Origin of the sequence: Oceanobacillus chungangensis (genome assembly GCF_003369565.1) — a bacterium.
In the GTDB taxonomy this organism is placed as follows: domain Bacteria; phylum Bacillota; class Bacilli; order Bacillales; family Amphibacillaceae; genus Oceanobacillus; species Oceanobacillus chungangensis.
Genome location: NZ_PIOD01000003.1, coordinates 26,960 through 53,364, shown reverse-complemented (window position 1 = coordinate 53,364; position 26,405 = coordinate 26,960). Strand labels below are relative to the sequence as shown.

Here is a 26,405-nt window from a genome sequence, read left to right as displayed (position 1 = left end):
GCTATCACCTAAAGTCTTAGTCTAAACTAGTTTTCTAATAGATCAGTATAATTAGTAACAGACATCTCCTGTTGTGCATATAATTTATTAACATTCTAAACCCCAATTCACATGTGATGTTTAACAAAATAAAAGCAGAGAATAAGATACCCTATTCTCTGCGAACTATTTTTTACTGATTCATGGAACTTCTAAGCATAGACATTAACTCTGGGACTAGTGGGTCTAAACCAGCTCCGTGTTCTTTATCATTTCTTTGGGATAAAAGAATCACTAGAACGATGACAATAGTAATGTCATTGTGAATCTTGATCGTGGGATTTCCAATATTCTCAAAGTTGCTATAATCATTATCTAACTGAGCCTGTTTCTGATCTTGGTCTTGCTTCTGTTGTTGTAATTGAAGCTGCTCTTGAAGCTGTTGTTGCAATTGATACTGTTCTTGAAGCTGCTGCTGAAGTTGAACTAGAACATCTTCTAATCTAATTGAGATATTTTCTTCTTTAGATGGGCGATGTGGGTTATGGGATTTTTCCTTACAATCACATTCCTTATTATAACTTCCCTTATAATAACTTCCCATATTGATATAACTCCTTTCATTATTTAATACTGTAATATATGTACTTTGAAGTTCCCTGCAAGTGTGTTTGTCTTTTATACATTGAAAATGTACGTAAAACTAGTATTTATCATAAATTATTACAATTATTTAAAGGGAGATAAGTAAATGTGTGAATGCAGTAGGGATGTGGACTATACATAAAGCGACTGACGGAATATATATATATAGAATCTAGCTAAGACTTAGATTAGATTTAGATTATCCTTACAACCCATGATTCGCTCTTTTTTTAGAAGGCCACTTGATCACTGGCTTTCTTTTTTTGGTGCCTGTCATTCCTCGAGTTTTGTTGATTCTTCTCGAAAAAATAAGCAGGCAAGCGATTCGAGGGCTTGCCTGCTTATACTTTGCACTGGTGAAATCATTTGAATTCTAATGTAATAGATGCCAGCTGATATTCATGACTATTTGATATTTTACAAACATGCGATGCATTTTCCAATAAACTCGAGTTAACCCTTCACCCCAACCTCAATACTTCCCTGCACGAGCTTCCTAACTTCCGCATCCTGCCTTTGATGAAATAGGTCTACTATTTTACTGCCGACAATAACGCCATCACAATGTGTACCAAGCTCATTTGCCTGTTCTACACTTGAAACGCCGAATCCTGCTAGTACGGGAACAGGGCTATTTTCCTTCAATGTATCTAAATAGGCTTTTACATTCTTGCCATGTGATTGTCGCGCGCCAGTCGTTCCCATAACGGAGACAGCATAAAGGAAGCCTTCTGATCGTTTTGCTATTTCAATCATTCGCTCTCTCGGACTTGTCATTGCAACTAAACGGATAAAAGCGATGGAATGTGCCCGTAATGCTCCTGCAATCATATCTTCCTCCTCCATTGGCAGGTCGGGGATGATGATGCCATCAACGCCAGCTTTTTCACAGTCCGCTGCAAATTTTTCTAACCCATAATTATAAATCGGATTTAGATAGGTCATAAAAATAATCGGCACTTCAGGTTTAGCTTCAAAATTTTGTAAATGATTCAGCACTGCTTTTAAACTTGTGCCATTAGAAAGTGCGCGTTGCCCTGCTGCTTGAATCGTCGGTCCGTCGGCGATTGGGTCGGAGAAGGGGATGCCAAGTTCGATTGCTGCGACACCGCTATCTTTTAGAAATTGAATTCTCTCTTCTAAAATGTCCAGACCTCCATCACCGGCCATAATATAGGGAATAAACAATTTCTGTCCTGCTGATTGTTTTTCTTGGAAAATCTGCTCGATTCTTTCTTTTCCCATTTATTTCTCCTCCAATCGATCTTTTACTTGCTCTACATCCTTATCCCCACGTCCAGATAAGCAAATAACCAATGTTTGATCCGGCTTCATTTCCTTTGCAAGCTTCATTGCGTAGGCAACTGCATGCGCGCTTTCTAGTGCAGGAATGATTCCTTCGATTCTCGACAACGCTTGAAATGCGTCCAATGCTTCGTCATCTGTAATCGCAGCATAATGGACACGACCAGTTTCATTTAAATGACTATGCTCCGGGCCAACGCCAGGGTAATCGAGTCCGGCGGAGATGGAGAATGCTTCGGTAATTTGCCCATTTTCGTCCTGCAAAAGGTTTGATAATGTTCCATGTAAAATCCCTTTGCTTCCTTTTGTAATTGTAGCCGCATGTTGTTCCGTATCAATTCCAGCCCCAGCAGCTTCGACACCAACTAGTTTTACAGCTTCCTCTTCAATAAATGGGTGGAACATGCCAATTGAATTACTGCCACCACCAACACAGGCGACGATTGCATCTGGTAGTTTCCCAGTTTGCTCAACAATTTGTTGCTTCGTTTCCTTGCCGATTACAGATTGCAAATCACGAACAATTTTCGGAAATGGATGTGGTCCAACTGCGGATCCTAAAATATAATGGGTATCATTCACATTGCTCGCCCAGTAGCGTAAAGCTTCATTGGTAGCATCTTTTAATGTACCGCTTCCGTGGCTGACACTGCGAACTTCTGCACCTAATAATTCCATGCGAAACACATTCAGTTTTTGCCGACGAATGTCTTCCTCACCCATAAATACAATACATTCAAGATCAAAAAGCGCACATACTGTTGCAGTCGCAACACCGTGCTGACCAGCGCCAGTTTCAGCAACGACCTTTTTCTTACCCATTCTAAGTGTAAGCAGCGCCTGACCAATTGTATTATTTATTTTGTGTGCGCCTGTATGATTTAGATCCTCGCGTTTAAGATATATATTTGCCCCGCCAACTTCTTTGGTTAACTGTTCTGCAAAATAAAGAGGCGTTTCCCTGCCTACATATTGCTTCAAATAATAGTGTAATTCCTCGATAAATTGCGGGTCATTCTTAGCCTGTTCATATGCTTCCTCTAATTCTAGTAGTGCGGGCATCAATAGTTCTGGAACGAATCTTCCTCCAAAACTACCAAATCTTCCTGTTTCATCTGGCATTGTGTAGGTTGTCAATTGTCTCATCCTTTCGATTGCTTACTGCAAGTTTAATAAATTGCTTGATTTTTGTATGGTCCTTTATCCCATTTGTTTCAACGCCGCTAGAGACATCAACTCCAGCGGGATTAGTGAGCTTAATTGCTTCTATGATATTGTCTGCGTTTAGTCCACCAGCTAAAAGTATTTTCTCATGTGGAATGGCAAGATGATCAATCATTGTCCAGTCAAACGTTATCCCGTTTCCACCACGGTATTCTCCCATTGGACTGTCAAGTAAATAATAATCACAAGGGTAGGATTCAATGGCAGCAAGATTTTCCTTTGTTACTGAGAATGCTTTAATGATTTTGTATGGTAGTGCCGCAGCGATATCAGCAGGTTCGTCTCCGTGTAGCTGAATATAATCGAGCCCGACGATTTCTGCGATTTCAACCATCTTATCGATTGTTTCATTTACAAACACACCTACCTTTTTAACAGAAGCGGGGAGCGCTCTCGAAATATCCCTAGCAGCTTCAGGTGAAATTTTTCGCTTACTCTCAGCAAATACGAAGCCGATAAAATCTGCTCCAGATGTAAACGCAACTTCTGCTGCCTCTCTTGTTGTGATCCCACATATTTTTACAAGCATGATTTATTTCGCTCCTCCCGCAGGCAATGCAACTTTTAGTTTTTGAAAGGTCTGTTCCAGATTATCTGCACGCATTAATGTTTCCCCAACTAAAATAGCCTTTGCTCCAGCATCTCTTGCTCGAACAACATCTGCTGCAGTTTTCATTCCACTTTCACTAATCAAGATTGTGTTTGGGTTCGTCAACATTGCTGCGAGCTTTTCAGTAGTTTCCAAATTGACCTCGAACGTTTTCAAATTTCGATTATTAATCCCGATGATTTCTGGATTTAATTGTAGTGTTGTTTTCATTTCTTCTTCGTTATGAACCTCAACCAAGACTTCTAGGTCCAAGCTTCTAGCATAGTAATAGAGATTTTCTAAATCCGTTGTTGATAATGCAGCAACGATTAATAGAATAATGGATGCACCAGCAGCCTTTGCTTGATCAATTTGAATTCGGTGAATAATGAAATCCTTGCATAATATCGGTAAATCAACAGCTTCTCTAACCGCACGTAAATCGTCCATTGTACCATTGAAAAAAGGTTTATCGGTAAGAACAGAAATAGCGGCAGCACCATATGCTTCGTATTGCTTGGCTTGTGTTACAGGATCTACTGTCATTTTTATTTCGCCTTTTGATGGGGAAGAGCGTTTGATTTCGGAAATAACGGCCATAGTATTTGCTACGCGTACCCTCTCTTTAAATGTAGTGATTTTCTTCGCTTCAACTGGAACAAAAGTTTGATTGATTAATGCTTTTACTTCTTTTTCTTTTTCAATCAAGATTTTTTCTAAGATGGACAATTAAAACACCTCGCTTGGGATTTTTTTGCTGTAATTCATTAGAAATTCTAATTTTGCTAATGCAGCTCCAGAATCAATGCTCTCCCGTGCTAGCTCGATTCCATCTTCAATGGTCTCTGCCTTGCCGTTTGCAAAGATGCCAATTCCGGCATTTAATATGGTTGTATTGTAGTAAGCTCCACTTTTTCCTTTTAGTACATTAAGTAGAATATCTGCATTTCGATTTGCATCCCCACCACGAATTTCATCTTTGGAATAGTATGGTAAGCCGACATCCTCAGGTCGCAATGTGAACGAAGTGATTTTTCCATTATCAAGGAGCATAAGCTGGTTCTCTCCTGAGAGTGTCGCTTCATCGACATTTCCGGCACCGTTCACGACAACTGCACGTTTTCTCCCCAACTTGTGTAATGCCTCTGTTAAAATTGGCATTAGTTCCCTTCGATAAACACCAAGCAGCTGTGACTCGAGTGTAATTGGATTCGTTAATGGCCCGATTGCATTAAAAATTGTCGCTATCCTTAATTCTCTTCTTACTTTTGTAAAAGGCTTCAATGCTACATGAACATTTGGTGCGTATAGGAAGGCAATTTGATTCTCCTGCAGCAGCTCCTCTGTTTGTTCCTTGGAAAAAGATAGCGATACACCTAATTTTTCAAGGACATCTGCACTCCCGGATTTACTTGTAATACTGCGGTTGCCATGCTTTGCGACTGTAACACCTGCTCCAGCAAGTACAAATGCAGAGGTAGTACTGATGTTAAAGCTGTAGGATTTATCCCCTCCAGTTCCGCAGTTATCCATTGCCCCTGAAACGGCAGTTGCTTGGAAGGAAGATTCATTTCGGATAACATCAACAATCCCGGTAATTTCATCTGCAGTTTCACCTTTTGCTTGCAGGGCGGTTAAAAAAGCTGCAATCTCGGAATCTGTTGCTGTCTCCGTAAAGCAGTAATGTACAGCATCCTTCATTTCCTCAGTTGAAAGGTTTTCTCGATTAATTAATTTTTCCAGATAGTTTTTCATTGGTATTCTCCTCTCGAATTTTCGTTACAAAATTATGAATAAGCTGCTTTCCTGTTACTGTTCCGATTGACTCGGGGTGAAACTGAACACCATATAAGGGATACTGCTTATGCTTGATTGCCATAATCTCCTCATCTTCCATTGCTATTGCAACGATATCCAATTCTTCTGGGATTCTCATTTCATCAACTACATAAGAGTGGTAGCGCATAACCTCAACTGGATTGGGTATTCCCTTTAAAATCCCTTTTTTACGATGGGTGATGTACGATGTTTTTCCATGTTTTATCTCCTTTGCGAGTCGAAGTTCACCACCTAATGCCTCTGCAATGACCTGCTGTCCTAAGCAAATTCCAAGAATCGGAATGGTTTTATAAAATTCTCGAACCAAGTCTAGACATATCCCTGCTTGATTCGGTAAGCCAGGACCAGGTGAAATGATTATTCCTTGTAAGTCCATTGCTGCTATTTCTTTTAGTGAAATGGCATCATTTCTTACAACAGTTACAGGTTCATTTTCACCTGCCACATATTGGTAAATGTTGTATGTGAATGAGTCATAGTTATCTACTAACAGGATCATAACGATTCACCTCCATAATTGACTTTGCTTTGTTTAACGTTTCTTGATATTCCATTTTGGCGTCGGAATCATAAACAATTCCTGCCCCTGACTGTAAAATGGCCTGCTTATCTTTAATAACAAGTGAGCGAATCGCGAGGGCAATGTTTAAATCATGATTAAAGTTGATAAAGCCAATTCCACCTCCATACACGCCACGCTTCTTTTCTTCTAACTCATTAATCAATTGCATCGCCCGAATCTTCGGTGCACCGGATACAGTACCAGCTGGTAGACAAGCAATTAGTGCATCGATACTTGATAAATCACGGCGAAGCACACCTTTTACCTCGGAAACAATATGCATGACATGCTGGTACTTTTCAATTGTCATATAGGTTGGAATTGTAATGCTGCCAACTTCGCATACGCGTCCAAGATCATTCCTGCTTAAATCAACGAGCATCCGGTGTTCTGCGATTTCCTTTTCATCCTGTAGTAGCTCCGTGGCAAGTGCCTCATCTTCAGCTTGCGATTTCCCACGTGCCCTCGTTCCCGCAATTGGATTCGTCACGATTTCTTGACCTGTCGTTTGTACAAGACTTTCAGGAGACGCCCCAAGTAGGAGATAGGATGCAAAATCAATATAGAACATGTATGGTGATGGATTCGCCTCCCGAAGCTTTTGATAAAATGAGAGGGGATCCACGTCCATCTTCGCGGAGAACCGCTGAGATAAAACGACTTGGAAGACATCCCCTTGCTCTAGATGCGTCTTTGCTATGTTGACATTCTCAATAAATTTCTTTTCCGTCATTTCTGCTTGAAAGTCTAGGTTTGCTTTCTGTTGAATCAATGGCTCGATTGATTTACTTAATACCTTTTTAAGTTGCTCGAGCCGATCATCTAAAATTGTGTCGGCTTGCAGATTGTGGTTTAGAACAATTAAACTGATTGTTTTATCAGTATGGTCAAAGACGATGATATCCTTGAAAACCATGAAATGAATGTCTGGCATGTCGAGGTTATCTGGTAACATATTGCCAATATCCTCATGTAAACGAATTGAGTCATAGCCAATATAGCCGACTGCACCACCGTAGAATGGAAAGTGGAAGTCGAGTTCAATTTTTGGAAGATGCTCTTTTAAATAGTCGAGCGCGTGTTGATCGACCATTACCCTTGTATCTTTTTCACAAGTAATAACAGTTGTCCTCGGTCCATTTCCGATGATTTCCTGATATGGATTTGCGCCAATAAAGGAGAATTTACCTTTTTTTTGGTGTTGAAATGTGCTTTCCAATAAGAATTTCTTCTTGCCTGGTAATTGTCTGTAAATATCGATGGGTGTTAGATTCCCTGCATGTTGCTTTGTCGATTTAAAAGAGTATTCATTGTTACCCGAATGTGACATTTTCTTCCTTCCCTTCATTTATTAAATAAAAAAAGTCCTCTATAAACACATAAATAATGTGCTTATAGAGGACGATTGGACCGCGGTGCCACCTCTGTTGAAAAGAATTTCTTTTCATCTCTTTCAGATACAGGAAGCGATTCATCCGATATCCTATCCGTATAACGTCGGAAGTCCGTGTTTTCTTACTGATCCACAAAGGATTGTTCGGAAAACCTCTCATAAGTCCATTCAGTAATCATCTACATACTGGATTCCCACCGACACCAGCTCTCTGATATGCTTCTGGATTACTTACTTCTCTTAATCATTGATTTAGATTTATTTATTATTACTAAAGGCTGTTTTCAAAATTGATATAATACGATATAACTTAGGATGATAATTGCTCACCGGCCTACCGCTCCGGAAATACACTTCGCTTTCCGCGGGCGGCTGGTGAGCCTTCTTGTGCTGTCGCACTTCGTAGTCTCACCGAGGCCTTTCCTCCCGCAGGAGTCTCCGTGTATTTCCTCCGCTAGGGTTGTGCGTAATCACTCGATATAGAAGTGATATACGCTCTAGATATGACAGTTCGTTCGCACCAATAACAGCAACAAGCGATGCAGACTTGAAAAATACAAAAAGGCCCCTCATCCGAAAAGGACGAGGGACCGTGGTACCACCTTTATTAGCTAAAAATCAGCTCACTTTAGCAATATCAAGCAAACTGCTTAATATTCGTCTCGTATAACGATGAGACCTGTTCGCCAAAGCCTACTGAATTATCGTTCGGTTTGGAAGCTCAGAAGCCCATTCATCTAAGTGTTCACACTGGTTTGCACCGACCACCAGCTCTCTTTAGTGACTAATTTAGATTACTCTTCTTCATCATTGCTTTTTACTAATTTAATTATTGATACCAATATTAAGACAATTCAAAATGAAAGTCAAGTGCTTTTTGAAAAAATATTTCGGAATGAAATCGAGTAAGGTCGGAAACAATTTTTTCATGTATGATAGAGGTAACAATTTACAGTATGCAAACCTGTCATCGAATAGCACAGCAGGACAGGAAATAAAGCTATAAAGTGGCTAAGATAGCTTTAGAGAGGAGAGGCTATATGGAAAGTCTTCAGCGGTTGGTTGATAGCATAGATTTTATCGAAAGGCATTTAGATGGGGATTTGCAAATCGAAAAGATTGCAAAGATTTCCTGCATGTCTAAATTTCATTTTCAACGAATGTTTCACATGCTGACAGGGTTTACCGTTGGAGAATATATTCGAAATCGACGGTTGACAAGGGCGGCGGAGGAGCTTGTACAGTCCAATAGTAAAGTGATTGATGTCGCCTTGAAATATGGGTATGAAACGCCTGAGTCTTTTACGAAGGCCTTTCGTAACATTCACGGCATTACTCCATCAGCTGCACGAAAAAAAAGCCAGTTGCTAAAGGCTTTCCCTAAACTCTCGTTTCAAATACAAATTAAGGGTGATGTTGAAATGGAATACAAAATCATGGAGAAGGAAGCATTTCAAGTAATAGGGAAAGGTATTCAAACATCGACGGTAAACGGGGAAAATAATCGTAACATTACAGCATTTTGGAACGAGTCGAATAACAATGGGTTTTCTGAAGCACTCGCTAAAAATTGCGGTCCATTAGGATTAATTGGTGTTTGTGCTGACTTTAATCCACAGCAAGAGAATATGACATATTTCATTGGCGCGGAGAAACAAACGGAGACATACCCTACTGAATGGCAGGAGCTTGAAATACCGAAAGCAACTTGGGCAATTTTTCCTGTGAAAGGATCGATGCCAGTAGCAATGGTAAAGGTTTGGGAACGAATATTTTCAGAATGGTTCCCATCAACTGGTTATGAACATGCAGAAGGACCAGAGTTAGAAGTATATTTAAGCGATGGAGATCCGAATAGTGTTGATTATTATAGTGAGGTATGGATACCAATAATAAAGAAATAATATAATAATTCGTCATTTCCTGGGAAATATTGACGAATTATTATATTATTAGTTGTCGATTATATATAACACCGCATATCTTGTAGAACATGCGGTGTTATTTATCTATCCATTAAATCTAGTGAATTTATTATCGACTGCTATTCTATCTTTTATAATTGGTATTTCAGAAAAATATCCAAGGTGCAGGAAGCCAACGATTTTTTCATTTTCCCCGACATTTAATATATCCTTCACGTTTGGATTATATATATGGGGATTTGTTTTCCAAACTACACCGAGCTGTTTTTCCCATGCTAACAACCAGAAGTTTTGAATCATTGCAGCGGTAGCACCATAGTTTTCATCCCATTGTTTTGGAATGTCAGGTTCCTCCATAATTACAACTAAAATTGCGTTAGGCTCATTTAAATAGTTTTCTCGATTCTCTTGTCTTTCCTCTGGATAAGTTGCAGCAACTTTTTTCGCAAAGATTGGCAATTGATGCTTATCTACATAGACAAAGCGCCAAGGTTGACGAAGTCCGTGTGTTGGTGCCCAAATCGCAGTGTCTAATAGTTCCCTTACTAATTCCTCTTTAACTTCTTTATCTGTATAACATTTTTTTATTGCCCGTCGTTCCCGTATTAGTTTATTTAAATTCGTATATCCCATTTCCCTCTTCCCGCCCTTATCTATTAAATGATAATTATTTTCAATTAGATTCTAGCTGAATAATAAAGAAAACGCAACCAAAATGATAGATTTAGCCTTTACGGCAACTGTTAATAATAGTATAATTTTGAAAAATCATAGTACTGTTTTCGGAAGGGAAGGATTCCCAAGGTGCGTACCTTTTATGTTACGGATATTCATGGTAATTTTAATGCGTTTACAAGGCTACTAGACCATGTTAATTTTGACCCAATGAAGGACAAATTAATTATTGGTGGTGACATGATAAATCGTGGACCAAAAAGTGCTGATGTGTTGCATTGGATAAAAGAGAGGGCACAAAGCTATCCCGATAACATTGTTATAATTGCTGGAAATCATGAAGAAATGATGATCTGGTTCATGAAGGAAATTTCGCCAATGTGGATGGAATTTGGTTGGGAGGAAACGATGAACAGCTTTAGAAATAAATACGGCTCTGATAAAGCCTGGGATATAGCAGAAGAATATGCAGCATGGTTTGAAACACTCCCACTGCTGTATGAGGATGAGCATGGAGTCTATGTACATGCGGGTGTAGATATTCACCAAGGTAAGGAACAGCAGCCGGATAATATTCTGTGGATAAATGATCGTGAACTATCGACACTTGATGAGCTTGAATTAACGGAGTGGTCTAATGATAAATATATTTTTCGTGGACATAATCCAAAAAGTAATGTTCAAGTCATCGGGAATTTCGTAAATTGTGATTTGGGCAGTTGTGTATTCTCGGATAGTTCTGCGGCGTTAGCATTAGTAGAAGTTAATGAGAAACGTTATTTTAAATGTATGGTGGATGGAGACATTACGTTGCATAAAATTATCGGTATGCAATAAATACTAACGAAATTGTGAGCGCTATGACAGCCTTTCATGCATCCAAATAGTGTATGATAGTATTAGCTGTTTGGAGGGAATAATGATGTCATTATATGAAATACTTGTGTTTATTCATGTGATATCGGCGATACTAGGTATGGGACCTGGGATGATCATGACCTTTGTAGTGTTAAGGCCAAAACCAAAGAATATGACGGAGTTAAAGCATGCATTCGCAATTCGAAATTCCTTGCATGCATTAACAATGATTGGCGGATTATTATTATTAGGAACAGGTCTATGGATGGGACTATTAAATCCATATTTATTTACGCAAGGCTGGTACAATATTAGTTTGATTTTATTTTTAATAGCTTTAGCATTTGGACCTGTACTGTTGGCACCAAGATCGAAACCTATAAAATTAATGCTAATAGAACATAAGGAAGAAGAAATTCCAGCTTCATATGACTACCTGTCGAAGAGATTATTTAATATGGAGCATCTGGAAAATCTCCTGTTCCTAGCAATTATTGTATTGATGATTATTAAGCCATTTTAGTGCATCTGTCTAGTGCAGATGTGCTTTTTAAAATAAATAACCTATTCATTGCATTGAGACAGAAAACATGCTATATTCATTAAAATAATTTTAATGGAGGCGATTATTTGGTAACATTAGAGCAAGTATTCACACATCCGATTACCCAGAAATACTTGAATCGCTCAGGTATTGCCCATGCGATTGCCGTAGCGGAGTATGCATACATCTTTGCGAAGCGATTCGATGTTAATCCAGATCTTGCAACAAAGGCTGCACTGCTTCATGATGTGGGGCATTACACTTGGTATAGTGATGGCGAATGGGATTATGATCTATACAGGGAAAATGATATCCATGCAATAAAAGGTGCAAGTCGTGCCCATAAGTTGTTAATCAGAATTGGTGAAGACCGCCATGCCGCCAAGGAAATTGCCATTGCGATTTTGCTGCATACCGATTCTTATTTACCAAAGGGTGAACTCGAGCTTAATCCATTACAACGCGTTGTGGCAATGGCAGATGAAGCTGATGAAGAGAATGGCGGAAATCATCATTATAAAAAAATTGATGATGCTGCTGCATTAGAGCGTATTCGCGCCTTAGATACGTTAATTGCCAAGGAAGTAAATGAGGAATCAAAGTAAAATTGTTCCACTGATTTCGACAAATTTTCCACAGTATTCCATAATGTAAAAAAATCCTGCTCTCGAAAGAACAGGACTACATAACTTATTCATTTTCATTAAAATATTCTTCTAACGTGATACCTTGATCCATGATTTCCTTAGCTGCCTTTTCGCCGACATAGCGCAAATGCCATGGTTCAAATTGATACTGCGTAATTTCTTCTTTCCCTTTAGGATAACGAATAATAAATCCAAATTCTGCTGCATGTTCTTTTACCCATTTACCTTCTTCGGTATCGCCAAAGTCCGTATCCAATAGGTAACTCACATCAACACTAGTAACATCCATTGCTAAGCCTGATTGGTGCTCACTTTCTCCTGGAAGAGCACTGAATTTATTCGCAGCCTCTTCGCCATTCGCACTAACATAGTTGGCAAAAAGCGATACTTGAGTATCATAGCTTCTGTAGCCGGATTGAGCAAATAGCTCTAGACCGTCTTCATCAGCTGCTTGAAATAGTTCTTCTAACGCCAGTGCAGCAATTTCACGCATTTGTTTCTTAGGTAATTCTTCTGTAAAAGGGAAGCGAACATTTGGTACAACAAGATCTTCCGGATTATATTCAGCTGGTAATGCATGCTCCTTATTGATTAAAGCAAGCTGATCATATGGGTTTGCAATTACCGGTGTACCAGCATTTGTCGCGGCCGGTTCAGCAACTAATGGAAGTCCTGCCCCAGCTTCTATTTTCTCGCCATTTGCTAGTGAATCTGCAAGTACTTGCTCCGTTTCTTCATTATAAATCCCTAGCGCCATTAGGTTTTCATGTTGCAATTGAAAGTCTGTTACTGCCCATGTTGTTGCTTCATCAAAAGTTCCACTGACGGTTATATCGTAGCCAAGCTCGTTTAAACTTTCTTGCAGAAGCTCAACCTGATCTCCTTGATCTTTCTTCTGAAGTTCACCTTTTGGGACCTTTACTGTGCCATCTTGATTTCCATTTTTATCAGCAGGTGTTTCGACATTGTCTTCTGACTTATTATTTTCTTCATTGTTTGTTTTATTTCCATTAGTATCTTCAGTTGAACATGCAACGAGAATGAAGACTAGCATGAACAAGCTAAAAAAGGTAGTAATTCTTTTTTTAAACATGGTGAATATCTCCTAACGCTTCTCATAATATAATGCTATTAATCTATTCGAATGAAATCGAATGTAACAGTGGTAAGCCGTTTCCATTTTCTCATAGATTCTATTTAAAGTGCAATAAAAATAAAATAATACAGTTAATCCTAAATTTTTTTACTTAAAAGGAGGTATCGTCTGTGACTATCGTTGCATTTGTGATTGGTTTACTTGGTTTTATTTATGCATTAGATAATCAATCAAAGCTAAAGAAATTGACGGAGCGGCTGGAAGAATTAGAAAAGAAAGAACGATAACTAAACGCAGGAGTAGGTAATATGGACATAACATTAGAACTTCAATAAAGTAATAGATCCCTTTAACACTTCATGTGAAAAGGGTACGGTATTTAGATTGATAAAATTGATGATGAGATATTAAAATATCATGTGATGGTTTATAGTCCAGGAGTTAGTTTTCAAGCCGCGTCACAGAGTGGGGATAAAGCTAGCTACTCTCTCAAACAAAAGTAGTAGTGGAGCTTATGATTTGATGATGGCCGTTGAATATGCTCTTATAGATGGAAATAAATAAGTCCGATTCAAAAATAGAATCGGACTTTCATTATTATTTCTTAGCAAACAAGCGGCAAATCTCAATGATTACTTTTGCAGCCTTTTCCATTGATTCAACGGAAACGTATTCGAATTTACCATGGAAGTTTTCTCCGCCAGCAAAAATATTCGGTGTAGGCAAGCCCATGAACGATAGCTGTGATCCATCTGTGCCTCCGCGGATTGGTTCGATGATTGGTTTAATGTCTAAATTCTTCATCGCTTCGCTAGCGATATCCACAATTTCCATTACAGGCTCAATCTTTTCACGCATATTATAGTATTGGTCCGTTAATTCAAGCTCAACATTTTCTACTCCATATTTTTCCTTCATTTCATTGACATATTTTTCTAATGTTGCTTTTCTAGCTTCAAAGCTTTCTCTGTCATGATCACGAATAATGTAATATACTTGTGTTTTTTCTACTTCACCATGAATGGAAATTAGATGGTAGAAGCCTTCATGTCCTTCTGTATGTTCTGGTGCTTCTTGTTCCGGGAACTTTCCAATAAATTCTGTAGCAAGCTTGCTTGCATTGATCATTTTATTCTTCGCTGTTCCCGGATGTACACTGCTTCCTTTAAATGTGACTTTTGCTGCTGCGGCGTTAAAGCTTTCATATTGTAGCTCTCCAAGAGGGCCGCCATCCATCGTGTATGCATAAGTTGCATCGAAACGCTCCACATCGAATTTATGTGGTCCGCGACCGATTTCTTCATCTGGAGTAAAAGCAACACGAATACGTCCATGTTCAATTTCCGGATGCTGAATTAGGTAATTCATTGCTGTCATTATTTCTGTAATACCAGCCTTATCATCAGCACCAAGCAAAGTTGTTCCGTCAGTTGTGATTAAAGTTTGTCCTTTATAGCTTGGAAGCTCTGGGAATTCCTTGGCAGATAATACGATGTTTAATTTTTCATTAAGTGTCAGGTCATTCCCATCAAAGTTCTCCACAATTTGCGGATTGACATTTTTTCCTGTGAAATCTGTTGCTGTATCGACATGTGCTAAGAAGCCAATCGTAGGAATTTCTTTATCTGTATTGGCTGGAAGGGTCGCCATTAAATAGCCGTTTTCATCAAGCGCCACATCCTCCATACCAATTTCTTTTAACTCTTCTACAAGGACATGAAGCAGATCAAACTGTCCTGAAGTAGAAGGGGTCGTCTTTGAATCTTCATTTGATTGTGTATCTATCTTTGCATATGTAGTAAAGCGCTTAATTAGTTCCTCTTTCATTAGGTTATTCGCTCCTTCATTTGATATAATTGTATATTATCATACACGACAGTATTCACGAAATAATTTCAGAAGGATAATGCCGCAAGCTCACGAATAAATATGAATATGAATTGGAATGATGACTTTGATTAGGCAAGCATTAGGTAGCGATGCAGAAGAATTAGCAGTATTGATCGGGCAAGTGGAAACGGAAAGTCCCTATATGCTTTACGGAGCAGGGGAAAGGAAAATTACTGCAGAAAAACAAGCGCAAATGATTGAAACATTAACAAAAAAGAGTAATTCGGAAATACTAGTGTCAGTTGAAAACAATAAATTGGCCGGTTATCTATTTGCTATTGGCGGGAATACGATTAAGAATAAGCATTGTGCTTACATAGTAATCGGTATTTCAGCGGAAAATCGGGGAAGAAGTATTGGTACACGGTTATTTCAAGAATTAGAGAAATGGGCATTAAACCATGGGATTCATAGATTAGAACTCACTGTTGTTACAGAAAATATTGCGGGAGTAAAGTTATACGAGAGGGCAGGCTTCAAAATTGAAGGAATAAAACAAGATTCACTATTTATGGATGGTAGATTTGTAGATGAATATTATATGAGCAAAATACTGGAGGGGTAATAATGTCGAATTTAATTAGTGTGGAACGATTGAAGAAGAGACTTGGAAACAATCTTGAAAACACGATAATAGTCGATGTGCGATTTCAATTGGATAATCCGGATGCAGGAAGAAAAATGTATTTGGAAAGCCACCTTCCAGATGCGGTTTACCTTGATCTAAATCGTGATTTATCAGGAAGAGCAGAGAAGCATGGTGGTGCTCATCCACTTCCAGACAGGGAGACATTTGCTGCGAAAATGGGTAATATCGGTATTGATGAAGATACAACTGTTGTGATTTATGACCAAGGAAATGAGATGTTTGCTGCTAGGCTTTGGTGGCTGCTAGAAAATAGTGGACATGATAAAGTTTATATCCTTGAGGGTGGATACAAGCGCTGGGTTGAAGTTGGAAATGACGTTACGAAGGAAATTTCCAGATTACAGCCGAAAGTATTTAAGCCTAATTTCCGTAATGATCAAACGGTAACGATGGAAGAAGTAAAAGAAAAGACGGAAAACCATACTGCAATATTAATTGATTCACGTGCCAAAGAACGTTACCTAGGTGAAATAGAAACATTATATAGTAAAGCGGGACATATTCCAGGTGCGAAGAATTATTTTTGGAAAGATGTCCTTACCGATGATGGCTTATGGAAAAATGTAGAGGAGCTTGAGGAGCACTTTGCCGCATTATCAAAAGATGAAGAAATTATCGTCTCCTGTGGTTCAGGTGTATCGGCATGTCCGAATATCCTTGCATTAAAATTAGCAGGTTATACGAATGTGAAATTATATCCAGGAAGCTTCAGTGACTGGATTTCTTATGATAAAAATGACATAGAATTGGATGAGAGCTAAGATGGAACTGAAACGATGTGCATGGGTTACAACAGACCCAATTTATGTGGAGTATCATGACGAGGAATGGGGTGTTCCTCTTCATGACGATCAGAAATTATTCGAAATGCTTACGCTTGAAGGAGCGCAAGCAGGTTTAAGCTGGATTACAATTCTCAAACGCAGAGAAAATTACCGAGAAGCATTCGATAATTTTGACCCAGAAGTAATCATGAACTATGACGAGGCAAAAGTAGAGGAGTTAAGGCAAAACGAAGGAATTATTAGAAATAAGCTAAAAATTAATTCTGTTATTACCAATGCAAAAGCATTCTTGAAAGTAAAAGCACAATATGGCACATTTGACGCGTATATATGGCAATTTGTTGATGGCAAACCTATCATCAATCATTGGGAGGAAATTGGACAGATTCCTGTGTCTACACCAGAGTCTGAGCAAATGAGTAAGGATTTAAAAAAACGCGGGTTTAAATTTATCGGGCCAACGATTTGCTATGCATTTATGCAAGCTACGGGAATGGTGAATGACCATACGAAGGATTGTTTTAGGTATTCTAAGCATATGGAATGAATAATGAGCATCCCGATAAACAGTAGGGGAAATAGAGTTCTTTTGATAAAAATGACATAGAATTGGATGAGAGCTAAGATGGAACAAAAAAGATGTGCATGGGTTACAACAGATCCAATTTATTTGAAATATCATGACGAGGAATGGGGTGTTCCTCATCATGACGATCAGAAATTATTCGAAATGCTTTCGCTTGGAGGAGCTCAAGCAGGTTTAAGCTGGATTACAATCCTTAAACGCAGAGAGAATTACAGGGAAGCATTTGATAATTTTGATCCGAAAATCATTATGAACTATGATGATTCAAAAGTAGAGCAATTAAGGCATAACGAAGGTATTATTAGAAACAAGCTAAAAATCAATTCCGTTATCTCTAATGCAAAAGCATTCTTAAATGTTCAAGCACAATTTGGCACATTTGACGAATATATATGGCAGTTTGTTGATGGCAAACCTATCATCAATCATTGGGAGGAAATTGGGCAGATTCCTGTGTCTACACCAGAGTCTGAGCAAATGAGTAAGGATTTAAAAAAACGCGGATTTAAATTTGTCGGACCAACGATTTGTTATGCATTTATGCAAGCTACGGGATTGGTGAATGACCATACGAGGGATTGTTTTAGGTATTCTAAGCATATGGAATGAATAATGGGCCTCCTGATAAACAGTAGAGAGAAATAGAGTTCCTTACAATCAACGGGTTCATTTATTGAGGAGAACTTTTAAATAAGATTCTAAGGTGCAAATTCAATATGATTTTGTACCTTAAGTTTTTTAGTAAAGGCTAACTCCAATATAATTTGTTAGAATATTAACTAAAATTGAAGTTATCTTTAATTGTATCTATCCTACATTTTACCAATGATAAGAACATCAAAAAATATTATAGGTGAATATATTTCAAAAAAGGAGCTAATGAAATGATATTGGAAGCAGTTATGCTACAGGTTAAGGAAGGTATGGAAGCTGAATATGAGCAAGCGTTTCGGCAAGCATCAGAAATTATATCGTCAATGGCAGGTTATATATCCCATGAACTGCAACGTTGTATGGAAGTAAAGGGGAAATACTTACTGTTAGTAAAATGGGAAACAATAGAGGACCATACAGTTGGATTTAGACAGTCAGAAGAGTATCAGGAATGGAAAAAGCAATTACATAAATTCTATGATCCATTTCCAACTGTTGAACATTTTGAGCAGGTTACTCTAAAGGGATTTTAGTAATTATTTGTAAAGAATTTGCAGAGAGTGGAGGTAGAATATTGTGGTAGAACTAAAATATTTTGAACGGCCAGATTTTGAACAACTCATTTATTGGATTGATTCAACTGAGTTCTTACTTCAATGGGGAGGACCGGGGTTTCATTATCCTTTGGATAAAGATCAACTAGAAAAATATATCTACAATGCCAATCTTGACGGTTCAGAAACGTTAATTTATAAAGTAATTGATAAGGAATCTGAAGATACTATCGGACATATCTCTCTCGGAAAGATTGATAGAAAGAATAAATCTGCAAGAGTTGGAAAAGTATTAGTAGGTGATAAAGATACAAGAGGTAAAGGAATAGGTCAGCAAATGATCAAGGAAATCCTTGGAATTGCCTTTGATGAGCTTCAATTACATAGAGTTAGTCTCGGAGTTTTTGATTTTAATGTTTCTGCTATCGCCTGTTACGAAAAAGCAGGATTCATAAAAGAGGGGTTACATAGAGATTCAAGAAAAAATGGTAATGAATACTGGAGTTTGTGGGAAATGAGTATTTTAGAGAATGAATGGAAGGAAATCAAGAAGGCTTAAGTCTACTATTAATGATTGTATCAGAAATAAAAGAATATCTAGTATAGGAATACGATAGTAAGGAGTTACTTTATTGTGTTAGATGAAAAAGCAATTGTTGGTCTTATTAAAGAAGATAAATGGATGATGGAAATATTAGATAGTGCCAAGTCTTTGAATTTGCCTGATTGGTGGATTTGTGCAGGATTTGTCAGGACAAAGGTATGGGATGTATTACATAATTTTAATGATAGAACACCTCTTCTAGATATTGATGTCATTTACTTTGACCCGGCAAATATTGATGAATTAGAAGAAAAGAAACTAGAGCAAAAGTTATTAGACCTAAGACCGAATATTCCTTGGTCTGTAAAGAATGAAGCGAGAATGCACCTTAGAAATAAAGTTCCTCCTTATCGCTCTTCTATTGACGCTATCTCAAAGTTCCCGGAAACTGCGACAGCTTTAGGTGTAAAGTTGGATGAAGGAAACAATGTTATTTTAACAGCTCCATTAGGAATTAGTGATCTTATCAATCTAGAAGTGAAACCAACTCCTTATTTTACAGTAGCTGAAGAACGAATGAAAATTTACGGAGAAAGAATAAAAAAAAAGAACTGGAAATCTATTTGGGGTAATTTAAAAATCTACCAAGAGTAGTTTATTTATAAGTTAGGCTCACTAGTCGAGCGCCCGTGAGAAGCGGTAGCTGTCTAGCAGTAAGTAACAAATTTCCCTCCAGTTTATAATCAGCTAATCGGTATAAACCCATTACGAGGAAAATAAATAATTGACTAATAAAGAAAAGCTCAGATGTTGGTGCTTCAACTCAAAATTTAGAGAAAAAAATCTAATTTTTGGGTGCACCACCGTTCTGAGCTTTTAAAGCTATAAGACTAAAGTCTAAACAGATTTATTTCATAATTCATTTGTTCTGCTAGATCCGCTAATTCGTCCGCATTATGTGAAACTTCTTCCATAGAACTAGCGGATTGTTGTGTGGAAGCTGCAACCTGCTCGACTCCAGCAGCTGATTCTTCTGAGACAGAAGCAATATCTTCAATAACATTGTTCATATCACTGCTTCTAATTGTGATTTCATTTAGGTTGTTTGATATAGCATCAATTTTTATAGCCATATCGGAAACAGCAGCGTTAATGGATGCAAAGCTTTTTCCTGTTGCTTCAATTTGGGTTGTTCCCTCTTGAACCTCGTGATAGCCAGTACTTAATGTTTCGACCACTTGAATGCTTTCCGTTTGAATAGCGGTAACGATTGTTTTAATTCCCTCTACAGATGAGGATACTTGATCTGCAAGTTTTCTTACTTCGTCGGCAACAACAGCAAAGCCTTTACCATGTTCTCCAGCCCTTGCCGCCTCAATTGCCGCATTCAATGATAGTAAATTGGTTTGATCTGCAATATCACGAATGACAATGACTAGTTTGGAAATCTCAGCAGATTGTTTATCCAAGTTCTTAACCTTTTCAACAGCAGCGGAAACGATAGTGTCAATCTGTTTCATTTGTGAAACAGATTTATTCATAAGGGTTGTGCCATTATTTGTTAAGGATAAAATATCGTTTGAACTTGCTGCAATTTCCTGGCCACTTTTTTCGGATTGTATGACACGTTGTACAAATTCAGACATATTTTCTGCTAAATCCGATGCACCATTTGCCTGTGTTTCTGCGCCTGTGGATAATTCTTCCATTGTCCTAGCAATCTGAATATTTCCTTCTTTAACTTCTTTTGCAGATTGTGTTAAGTCTTCGCTTCTAGTTGAGACGGAATTTGCTGCCTTTGCTATATTACTTAGAATGTGTTTAAGACTATCCTTCATTTGATTAATAGTGGCTGCTAATTGGCCTATTTCATCCTTACCGTTATAGTCAATTGAGTCAACTTGCAGATTCCCATCTGCTACTTCTTTCGTTAGTTTCACTAAGTTTGATAGTCCAACTGCAATATTCCGACTAACAAACAGCATTAATATTGTACCAATTACCACTACGGTAAAAATAGCAATAAATAAAATAAGTATGCTGCTATTGATATTATTTGTAGATGTTTTAACTAGTTCTTCCTGATCCTTCTTAACATCGTTTGTTAAATGTTCTACTTGTTCAAGGATTTCATTTCGATAATTTGATGAATAGCTTCTTAGTGACGTAGCATATACAACTAAATCATCTTCAACGGAAGGGACCATTTTATTTAGAAAGGTATCCTTTATCCCATTTATATTATCTTGTATCGTATTGAAAGCTTCCTTCTGTTTCTTTGTAGTCAGCTTTGGTGTCATATCAGCCATTATCGTATTGACTTCTTCAGTGTATTCGTTATACGTATCAATATATTGAGCATCCTGTGTTAATAAATACTCGGCAATTTGGAAGTCTTGTAGCTGGATGAGTGAGGACAGATGTGTCATGTCATTTACCCAGACATTTTGTTTTTCTATTGCCTTGATATTATCTTCTGTTTTATTTAACTGTAAGAAGACAATAAAGCTAGCGATAATAATGAGTCCTACTGTCGTGAAAAATGCTATTAAATACTTTTGACCAATTTTAATATCTTTCCATGTGAATCTTTTTATCTTTCTATTCTTTTGTTTCTTTTTCATAATCTTCCCCCTAACTAACTATGAAACTTATTAAAATAGAATAATACAAAATGTAGCTTTATTTTATATCGTCATTAAAGTTAGAATTGTTAAGTTAATATTAAGTATTTTTTCCTGTGATAAAATAACTATTGACTATGTTGTGATACTTATCTTAATATTATAAGTATATATTTAAAGGAGGTGGGTAAGATGGAATTTGCTGGTAGTGGTGTAGTGAAACTTAGAGAGTACCTTTGTATTCGCTATGCTATTTTTGCTGCATTTTTGTTCAACGGGATTAGTCTGTCCTTTTTTAGAACAATTGAGCGGTAAAAATACCAGTAAGAGACATCTGCCTACGAACGGAATTTAAAAAGACGTTGGGGGATTCACTTCCTGACGTCTTTTTTCTATGCGTAAAATAATGTCTCTTCTATTTCGGAGGAAGAGAAAATGATTATTTGTAGTTTAAATAGAGTTACACAAACTTATGGAGCAAATACAATATTTAGTGACATGACATGTGAAATTAAACAAGGAAACAGGATTGGATTAATTGGCAGAAATGGTGAGGGAAAGACGACACTACTCAATTTAATCGCCAGAAAAACAGTGCCTGCAACAGGAGTAATAACTTGGAAAAAAGGGCTAACGATTGGGCTGTTACAACAGAACCCGGAAATTGATGGGGAAACAATATCTGTGACACTTCTATATAATGTCTTTTCTGATTTAAATAAATTAAGAGCTAAGATGATTGAATTAGAGGGAAAAATGAGTACGGAGACTAATTCTGAACGATTAACGTACTATATTGAAAAATATGGGGATTTACAGGAGAAATTCCAAGAAGATGGCGGCTATGAAGTAGATGCACAGGTGAGAAGAATTATGTCTGGTCTTCAGATCGAGGATTTGGCAAATAAAGAATGGAGAACCTTGAGCGGTGGTGAAAGAACAAAGATTGGGTTGGCTATGCTGCTTCTTTCCGCACCTGATTTATTATTACTTGATGAACCTACAAACCATTTGGATTTTCTGGCAATTGAGTGGCTTACTGAGTTTATCAAACAGTATGATGGAACCGTCATTATCGTATCCCATGACCGATATTTTTTAGATGAAACAGTGACATCCATTCTGGAGATTGATCAAGGAGAATTAATTACCTACAAGACAAATTATTCAAACTATGTAATCGAGCGAGAAACACGTTTACTGCAGGAATTTCAGCATTACCAAGATCAGCAAAAGAAAATAAAGAAAATGAAAGAAACAATCAAGCGATTGAAAGAATGGGCAAATCAGGCAAATCCACCAAATGATGGGCTGCATCGACGTGCGAAAAGCATGGAAAAAGCACTTGAAAGAATCGAAGTGCTGAAACGGCCAATATTAGAACAGAAAAAGATTAGCCTCGATTTTCAGATTAACAATCGAAGTGGTAAGGATGTTGTCATATTTGAAGAAGTCAGTAAACAATTTACAGAAAAAACGCTATTTCATTCAGTAAATATGCATGTTCGTTTTCAGGACCGGATTGCGATTATTGGAGAAAATGGGACCGGTAAGTCAAGCATGTTAAACATTATCTTAGGAAAAGATAAGGCGGATTCGGGAACTGTTAAAATAGGCAGTAATTTATCGATTGGGTTTCTTTCCCAGCATGTATTGGAGCTGAATAGTGAGCAGACAATTCTAGAGGAGTTCCGCGACCATGTTCATGTTGCAGAAGGGGAAGCTAGAGCGATATTAGCGAAATTCCTTTTCTATGGTAAAACCGTGTTCCAAAAAGTGAGCGATTTAAGTGGTGGGGAGAAAATGCGTCTGAGATTAGCGGAACTTGTACACCAAAATCATAATCTATTAATCTTGGATGAACCGACAAACCATTTGGATATTGAGTCGAAAGAAGTATTAGAGGATGCTCTGAAATTATTTGATGGAACGATAATTGCTGTATCACATGACCGATATTTTTTGGATCGACTGTTTCCTATCACTTATTTACTGGCAAATCAAACACTAACTAGATATGAAGGGAACTTCACATTTTCAAGAAGCAAGTGGAAAGAGTCGCAATTTTGAAAGGATATGGTAAACTAAAATAAATACGGTTAGAGAGGATGCGATAATGTGCAAAATATTACACTAAACAATGGTCTAGAGATGCCCCAATTAGGTTTTGGTGTCTGGCAAGTACCCGACGAAGAAGCAACAGCAGCAGTAGAAAAAGCATTTGAATCTGGCTATCGTTCCATCGATACAGCGAAGGTATACGGAAATGAAGCAGGTGTTGGCAGGGCAATTGCAAATAGCAATATTCCTAGGAAAGAGCTTTTTATTACGACTAAGGTTTGGAATAGTGATCATGGCTATGAAAATACATTAAAAGCATTTGATGCGAGTTTAGAAAGACTTGGACTAGACTATGTAGAGTTATATCTCATTCACTGGCCAACTCCTAAATATGATGAATATGTTGAAACGTATAAAGCGCTGGAAAAGCTATATAAAGATGGGCGTGTAAAGGCAATTGGTGTTTGTAACTTTGCTATCGAGCATCTTGAACGTATTTTAGATGAGTGTGAAGTCGTTCCAGCGATTAATCAAGTGGAATGTCATCCATACTTACAACAAAAAGAATTAAAGGAATTCTGTCAAAAACACGGAATTTTAGTGGAAGCATATAGCCCATTGATGAATGGAAGAGACGTTCTAGAAGACGAGGTTGTGAAGGGATTAGCAGAACTGTACGGCAAAACACCTGCACAAATCATTCTTCGCTGGCATTTGCAAACAGACGTTGTTGTCATTCCTAAATCTGTCACACCTTCAAGAATCGAAGAGAATATCGATGTTTTTGGCTTTGAGCTAAGTGAAGCAGACATGGAGAAACTCGCAACACTAGATCGCAACATCCGTATTAATAAAGCACCAAATGAAAATAATAATAGATAGTTAATTAGTGAATCAGATGTGTAAATATGCACATCTGATTTTTTTTTTAGTTGTAACATAGGGATAGCGATTCAAAGTTGAGTGCAACAAAGGAGAATGCATTTCCATGAGCATCCGATGGATCTTTAGCTGTAGGAGAGGAAGATGCGATTCTTATACAGGGATTGCAATTTATATACTGGCATAATCCAAGCGAAGGAAATACACGGAGACTCCTGCGGGAGGAAAGGCCTCGGTGAGACTACGAAGTGCGCAGCACAAGGAGGCTCACCAGCCGCCCGCGGAAAGCGTAGTGTATTTCCGCAGCGGTGGGCTGATGAGCGAATTTAAAGAAAAATTCGCACAAAACCTCTATTTTGTAGTAAACTATTAAAAAATATGGTTCATCCATTAGGAAAGGTGTGATGCAGTATGATTGAAACTCAAAAATTAACAATAGAAATCAAATACACTAGCAGAAAAATGGAGGAACAGTCGGTATAGATGACTTTTCCTCCACTAAACAGGAGGAAAACAAAATTGAATAATCTTATTAAACTTGGTTGGGAAAGCCCGAATACAGCAATAAACACGGAGTTTATTGCCCGTGTAATCACCGTACAGAAAAACAGCTATCGTATTTCTGACGGAGAAATGGAATATTTAGCGCATCTAAGCGGTAAATTCCTTAATGAAGCAACCTCAGTACTCGACTTTCCAGCAGTTGGTGATTGGGTAGAGGTACAAAAGCTGGCAGATGAACAGAAGGCAGTTATTAATCAGGTATTGCCGCGAAAGAGTCAGTTTGTCAGACAGGCTGCAGGACTAAGAACAGAGGCACAAATCGTTGCAACAAATATTGATACAATATTTATCGTCAATTCACTAAACCATGATTTGAATATGAGACGAATCGAACGCTATGTGCTGGCGGCATATGAAAGTGGTGCATCGCCTGCCATTGTTCTGACAAAGAAGGACGAATGCTCCCAAGAAGAAGTTGATACTGCGATTACTGAAGTAGAGTCGGTTGCGATTGGAATTCCAATTATAGCAGTTAGCAGTGTGACGAAGGACGGGATCGAGGAGTTAATGAAGCTATTGCCGACTGGCCGGACAGCGGCCCTGCTTGGGTCTTCAGGTGTAGGAAAGTCAACCTTAGTAAATACATTGCTTGAAAAACAGGTGCAAGATACGAAGGGTATTCGGGAATCTGACAGTAAAGGACGTCATACGACGACACATCGGGAAATGTTCATGCTTCCAAACGGAGCACTCATGATTGACACACCGGGAATGAGGGAGCTGCAATTATGGGAGGGTGAATCGGCAATCGATGCGACATTCCAGGATGTAGAAGAACTAGCAGCAAACTGTCGATTTACTGATTGCAGGCATGAGTTGGAACCAGGCTGTGCTGTAAGAGAAGCTTTAGATAATGGAGAACTGCCGGAGGGGCGCTTTCAAAACTATGTAAAGCTTCAACGTGAACTCGCATATGAGAAAAGAAAGCAGGATCAAAAGGCACAGCAGGAAGAAAGGAATAAATGGAAGCAGGTTTCTAAGGATTTGAAAAGTAAATATAAACGTCGTGGCTGATTCGCCGAGTTGGTTTATGATTAAAGAAAATGAGAAGCAATTAGTAAATCCTTTGCTTCTCATTTTTTTGATAGTTAAGAAAGTATAAAATATTTCTTACTACATAAGTGCAACTAAGGCTGTCCCCGAAAGGCTCGGTTAAACCTTAGTTTTCTAATAGTTAAGAATGTATAAAATCTTACTATTTATATTAACGAGTTGCTCACAGGTAAAGATAGATAATATATCTTTGGAAATAGGAGAAATGATAGGCTATGTTAAAATAAAGTTTGATCCAATTATGCTGATAAGCTAAATAGAAAATGAGTAGAACTTGA

The 26,405-nt window shown here is 38.0% G+C and carries 27 protein-coding genes and 2 other annotated features; of the genes, 15 read left to right on the top strand and 12 right to left on the bottom strand.

Features of this window, described 5'->3' with window-relative positions:
- Nucleotides 1–172: 172 nt before the first annotated feature.
- The 8 genes from CWR45_RS02915 to trpE form a co-directional block, all read right to left on the bottom strand.
- Nucleotides 173–583, bottom strand: coding sequence for a hypothetical protein (locus CWR45_RS02915; protein WP_115748307.1), 411 nt, complete (start codon nucleotides 581–583; stop codon nucleotides 173–175).
- A 494-nt stretch (nucleotides 584–1,077) separates the two neighbouring features.
- Nucleotides 1,078–1,869 (bottom strand): tryptophan synthase subunit alpha, encoded by a 792-nt coding sequence (trpA, locus tag CWR45_RS02910; RefSeq protein ID WP_115748306.1) that lies wholly within the window; start codon nucleotides 1,867–1,869, stop codon nucleotides 1,078–1,080.
- Nucleotides 1,870–3,075 carry a tryptophan synthase subunit beta gene (trpB, locus tag CWR45_RS02905; protein ID WP_425453587.1) on the bottom strand — a complete coding sequence of 402 codons (1,206 nt, stop codon included), beginning with the start codon at nucleotides 3,073–3,075 and terminating at the stop codon, nucleotides 1,870–1,872.
- Complete coding sequence (locus CWR45_RS02900; RefSeq protein WP_115748304.1) at nucleotides 3,041–3,682, bottom strand: phosphoribosylanthranilate isomerase; 642 nt, start codon at nucleotides 3,680–3,682, stop codon at nucleotides 3,041–3,043. Before CWR45_RS02900 ends, trpB begins: the two co-directional genes overlap by 35 nt.
- Before the next feature lie 3 nt (nucleotides 3,683–3,685).
- Nucleotides 3,686–4,471, bottom strand: a complete 786-nt coding sequence (trpC, locus tag CWR45_RS02895; RefSeq protein WP_115748303.1) for an indole-3-glycerol phosphate synthase TrpC — start codon at nucleotides 4,469–4,471, stop codon at nucleotides 3,686–3,688.
- Entirely contained in the window at nucleotides 4,472–5,497 is a 1,026-nt protein-coding gene (gene trpD / locus CWR45_RS02890) for an anthranilate phosphoribosyltransferase (RefSeq protein ID WP_115748302.1), read from the bottom strand.
- A complete protein-coding gene (locus CWR45_RS02885) occupies nucleotides 5,469–6,080 on the bottom strand; it encodes an anthranilate synthase component II (protein WP_115748301.1) in 612 nt (203 codons plus the stop codon). The genes trpD and CWR45_RS02885 overlap by 29 nt, the downstream gene beginning before the upstream one ends.
- On the bottom strand, nucleotides 6,061–7,473 hold the full coding sequence (gene trpE / locus CWR45_RS02880; RefSeq protein WP_115748300.1) for an anthranilate synthase component I: 1,413 nt from the start codon (nucleotides 7,471–7,473) through the stop codon (nucleotides 6,061–6,063). Before trpE ends, CWR45_RS02885 begins: the two co-directional genes overlap by 20 nt.
- A gap of 64 nt (nucleotides 7,474–7,537) precedes the next feature.
- Nucleotides 7,538–7,793, bottom strand: a binding site (T-box leader).
- Between the two features lie 318 nt (nucleotides 7,794–8,111).
- Nucleotides 8,112–8,356, bottom strand: a binding site (T-box leader).
- 220 nt (nucleotides 8,357–8,576) lie between these two features.
- Here trpE and CWR45_RS02870 point away from each other — a divergent pair.
- The gene (locus CWR45_RS02870) at nucleotides 8,577–9,440 is read left to right on the top strand and encodes an AraC family transcriptional regulator (protein ID WP_115748299.1); all 864 of its coding nucleotides are present in this window, start codon (nucleotides 8,577–8,579) and stop codon (nucleotides 9,438–9,440) included.
- Nucleotides 9,441–9,545: 105 nt separating this feature from the next.
- Here the strand turns inward: CWR45_RS02870 and CWR45_RS02865 are convergent, their stop codons facing one another.
- Nucleotides 9,546–10,094 (bottom strand): nitroreductase family protein, encoded by a 549-nt coding sequence (locus CWR45_RS02865; protein ID WP_115748298.1) that lies wholly within the window; start codon nucleotides 10,092–10,094, stop codon nucleotides 9,546–9,548.
- A 171-nt stretch (nucleotides 10,095–10,265) separates the two neighbouring features.
- Between CWR45_RS02865 and CWR45_RS02860 the strand changes: the two genes are divergently transcribed.
- From CWR45_RS02860 to CWR45_RS02850, 3 genes are all read left to right on the top strand, one after another.
- Nucleotides 10,266–10,973, top strand: coding sequence for a metallophosphoesterase family protein (locus CWR45_RS02860; protein WP_170138772.1), 708 nt, complete (start codon nucleotides 10,266–10,268; stop codon nucleotides 10,971–10,973).
- An 85-nt stretch (nucleotides 10,974–11,058) separates the two neighbouring features.
- On the top strand, nucleotides 11,059–11,517 hold the full coding sequence (locus CWR45_RS02855; RefSeq protein WP_115748296.1) for a DUF2269 family protein: 459 nt from the start codon (nucleotides 11,059–11,061) through the stop codon (nucleotides 11,515–11,517).
- Between the two features lie 107 nt (nucleotides 11,518–11,624).
- Entirely contained in the window at nucleotides 11,625–12,143 is a 519-nt protein-coding gene (locus tag CWR45_RS02850) for an HD domain-containing protein (protein ID WP_115748295.1), read from the top strand.
- 85 nt (nucleotides 12,144–12,228) lie between these two features.
- On the opposite strand, the gene CWR45_RS02845 is transcribed toward CWR45_RS02850, so the two are convergent.
- Nucleotides 12,229–13,278: a D-alanyl-D-alanine carboxypeptidase family protein gene (locus CWR45_RS02845; protein WP_245975321.1), complete on the bottom strand. Its 1,050-nt coding sequence runs from the start codon at nucleotides 13,276–13,278 to the stop codon at nucleotides 12,229–12,231.
- Nucleotides 13,279–13,878: 600 nt separating this feature from the next.
- A complete protein-coding gene (pepT, locus tag CWR45_RS02840; RefSeq protein ID WP_115748294.1) occupies nucleotides 13,879–15,108 on the bottom strand; it encodes a peptidase T in 1,230 nt (409 codons plus the stop codon).
- A 127-nt stretch (nucleotides 15,109–15,235) separates the two neighbouring features.
- Here pepT and CWR45_RS02835 point away from each other — a divergent pair, with 127 nt between their 5' ends.
- The 7 genes from CWR45_RS02835 (at nucleotide 15,236) to CWR45_RS02805 (ending at nucleotide 19,597) form a co-directional block, all read left to right on the top strand.
- The gene (locus CWR45_RS02835) at nucleotides 15,236–15,736 is read left to right on the top strand and encodes a GNAT family N-acetyltransferase (protein ID WP_245975320.1); all 501 of its coding nucleotides are present in this window, start codon (nucleotides 15,236–15,238) and stop codon (nucleotides 15,734–15,736) included.
- A 2-nt stretch (nucleotides 15,737–15,738) separates the two neighbouring features.
- Entirely contained in the window at nucleotides 15,739–16,581 is an 843-nt protein-coding gene (locus CWR45_RS02830; protein WP_115748292.1) for a sulfurtransferase, read from the top strand.
- Nucleotide 16,582: 1 nt separating this feature from the next.
- A complete protein-coding gene (locus CWR45_RS02825) occupies nucleotides 16,583–17,152 on the top strand; it encodes a DNA-3-methyladenine glycosylase I (RefSeq protein WP_115748291.1) in 570 nt (189 codons plus the stop codon).
- Nucleotides 17,153–17,230: 78 nt separating this feature from the next.
- The gene (locus CWR45_RS02820; protein WP_115748290.1) at nucleotides 17,231–17,800 is read left to right on the top strand and encodes a DNA-3-methyladenine glycosylase I; all 570 of its coding nucleotides are present in this window, start codon (nucleotides 17,231–17,233) and stop codon (nucleotides 17,798–17,800) included.
- A gap of 275 nt (nucleotides 17,801–18,075) precedes the next feature.
- Nucleotides 18,076–18,378 (top strand): antibiotic biosynthesis monooxygenase family protein, encoded by a 303-nt coding sequence (locus CWR45_RS02815; RefSeq protein WP_115748289.1) that lies wholly within the window; start codon nucleotides 18,076–18,078, stop codon nucleotides 18,376–18,378.
- Nucleotides 18,379–18,421: 43 nt separating this feature from the next.
- On the top strand, nucleotides 18,422–18,958 hold the full coding sequence (locus CWR45_RS02810) for a GNAT family N-acetyltransferase (RefSeq protein ID WP_115748288.1): 537 nt from the start codon (nucleotides 18,422–18,424) through the stop codon (nucleotides 18,956–18,958).
- A 123-nt stretch (nucleotides 18,959–19,081) separates the two neighbouring features.
- Nucleotides 19,082–19,597: a nucleotidyltransferase family protein gene (locus tag CWR45_RS02805; RefSeq protein ID WP_115748376.1), complete on the top strand. Its 516-nt coding sequence runs from the start codon at nucleotides 19,082–19,084 to the stop codon at nucleotides 19,595–19,597.
- Between the two features lie 236 nt (nucleotides 19,598–19,833).
- On the opposite strand, the gene CWR45_RS02800 is transcribed toward CWR45_RS02805, so the two are convergent.
- Nucleotides 19,834–21,567, bottom strand: a complete 1,734-nt coding sequence (locus tag CWR45_RS02800; RefSeq protein ID WP_115748287.1) for a methyl-accepting chemotaxis protein — start codon at nucleotides 21,565–21,567, stop codon at nucleotides 19,834–19,836.
- Nucleotides 21,568–21,759: 192 nt separating this feature from the next.
- Between CWR45_RS02800 and CWR45_RS20255 the strand changes: the two genes are divergently transcribed.
- From CWR45_RS20255 to rsgA, 4 genes are all read left to right on the top strand, one after another.
- Entirely contained in the window at nucleotides 21,760–21,882 is a 123-nt protein-coding gene (locus CWR45_RS20255) for an RAxF-45 family protein (protein WP_281271819.1), read from the top strand.
- Nucleotides 21,883–22,002: 120 nt separating this feature from the next.
- Nucleotides 22,003–23,637 carry a ribosomal protection-like ABC-F family protein gene (gene abc-f, locus CWR45_RS02795; protein WP_115748286.1) on the top strand — a complete coding sequence of 545 codons (1,635 nt, stop codon included), beginning with the start codon at nucleotides 22,003–22,005 and terminating at the stop codon, nucleotides 23,635–23,637.
- Between the two features lie 48 nt (nucleotides 23,638–23,685).
- Nucleotides 23,686–24,510, top strand: a complete 825-nt coding sequence (locus tag CWR45_RS02790) for an aldo/keto reductase (protein ID WP_115748285.1) — start codon at nucleotides 23,686–23,688, stop codon at nucleotides 24,508–24,510.
- 483 nt (nucleotides 24,511–24,993) lie between these two features.
- A complete protein-coding gene (gene rsgA / locus CWR45_RS02780) occupies nucleotides 24,994–26,088 on the top strand; it encodes a ribosome small subunit-dependent GTPase A (RefSeq protein ID WP_425453586.1) in 1,095 nt (364 codons plus the stop codon).
- Nucleotides 26,089–26,405 lie beyond the last annotated feature (317 nt).

Excerpts from the sequence above, each read along its gene's own strand:
- trpA (WP_115748306.1), bottom strand. The coding sequence starts at position 1,869 with ATGGGAAAAGAAAGAATCGAGCAGATTTTCCAAGAAAAACAATCAGCA.
- CWR45_RS02855 (WP_115748296.1), top strand. The coding sequence starts at position 11,059 with ATGTCATTATATGAAATACTTGTGTTTATTCATGTGATATCGGCGATA.
- CWR45_RS02820 (WP_115748290.1), top strand. The coding sequence starts at position 17,231 with ATGGAACAAAAAAGATGTGCATGGGTTACAACAGATCCAATTTATTTG.
- CWR45_RS02915 (WP_115748307.1), bottom strand. The coding sequence starts at position 583 with ATGGGAAGTTATTATAAGGGAAGTTATAATAAGGAATGTGATTGTAAG.
- CWR45_RS02900 (WP_115748304.1), bottom strand. The coding sequence starts at position 3,682 with ATGCTTGTAAAAATATGTGGGATCACAACAAGAGAGGCAGCAGAAGTT.
- CWR45_RS02825 (WP_115748291.1), top strand. The coding sequence starts at position 16,583 with ATGGAACTGAAACGATGTGCATGGGTTACAACAGACCCAATTTATGTG.
- CWR45_RS02865 (WP_115748298.1), bottom strand. The coding sequence starts at position 10,094 with ATGGGATATACGAATTTAAATAAACTAATACGGGAACGACGGGCAATA.
- pepT (WP_115748294.1), bottom strand. The coding sequence starts at position 15,108 with ATGAAAGAGGAACTAATTAAGCGCTTTACTACATATGCAAAGATAGAT.
- CWR45_RS02870 (WP_115748299.1), top strand. The coding sequence starts at position 8,577 with ATGGAAAGTCTTCAGCGGTTGGTTGATAGCATAGATTTTATCGAAAGG.
- CWR45_RS02800 (WP_115748287.1), bottom strand. The coding sequence starts at position 21,567 with ATGAAAAAGAAACAAAAGAATAGAAAGATAAAAAGATTCACATGGAAA.
- abc-f (WP_115748286.1), top strand. The coding sequence starts at position 22,003 with ATGATTATTTGTAGTTTAAATAGAGTTACACAAACTTATGGAGCAAAT.
- CWR45_RS02830 (WP_115748292.1), top strand. The coding sequence starts at position 15,739 with ATGTCGAATTTAATTAGTGTGGAACGATTGAAGAAGAGACTTGGAAAC.
- trpB (WP_425453587.1), bottom strand. The coding sequence starts at position 3,075 with ATGAGACAATTGACAACCTACACAATGCCAGATGAAACAGGAAGATTT.
- CWR45_RS02885 (WP_115748301.1), bottom strand. The coding sequence starts at position 6,080 with ATGATCCTGTTAGTAGATAACTATGACTCATTCACATACAACATTTAC.
- trpE (WP_115748300.1), bottom strand. The coding sequence starts at position 7,473 with ATGTCACATTCGGGTAACAATGAATACTCTTTTAAATCGACAAAGCAA.
- CWR45_RS02845 (WP_245975321.1), bottom strand. The coding sequence starts at position 13,278 with ATGTTTAAAAAAAGAATTACTACCTTTTTTAGCTTGTTCATGCTAGTC.
- CWR45_RS20255 (WP_281271819.1), top strand. The coding sequence starts at position 21,760 with ATGGAATTTGCTGGTAGTGGTGTAGTGAAACTTAGAGAGTACCTTTGT.
- rsgA (WP_425453586.1), top strand. The coding sequence starts at position 24,994 with ATGACTTTTCCTCCACTAAACAGGAGGAAAACAAAATTGAATAATCTT.
- trpD (WP_115748302.1), bottom strand. The coding sequence starts at position 5,497 with ATGAAAAACTATCTGGAAAAATTAATTAATCGAGAAAACCTTTCAACT.
- CWR45_RS02805 (WP_115748376.1), top strand. The coding sequence starts at position 19,082 with ATGATGGAAATATTAGATAGTGCCAAGTCTTTGAATTTGCCTGATTGG.
- CWR45_RS02815 (WP_115748289.1), top strand. The coding sequence starts at position 18,076 with ATGATATTGGAAGCAGTTATGCTACAGGTTAAGGAAGGTATGGAAGCT.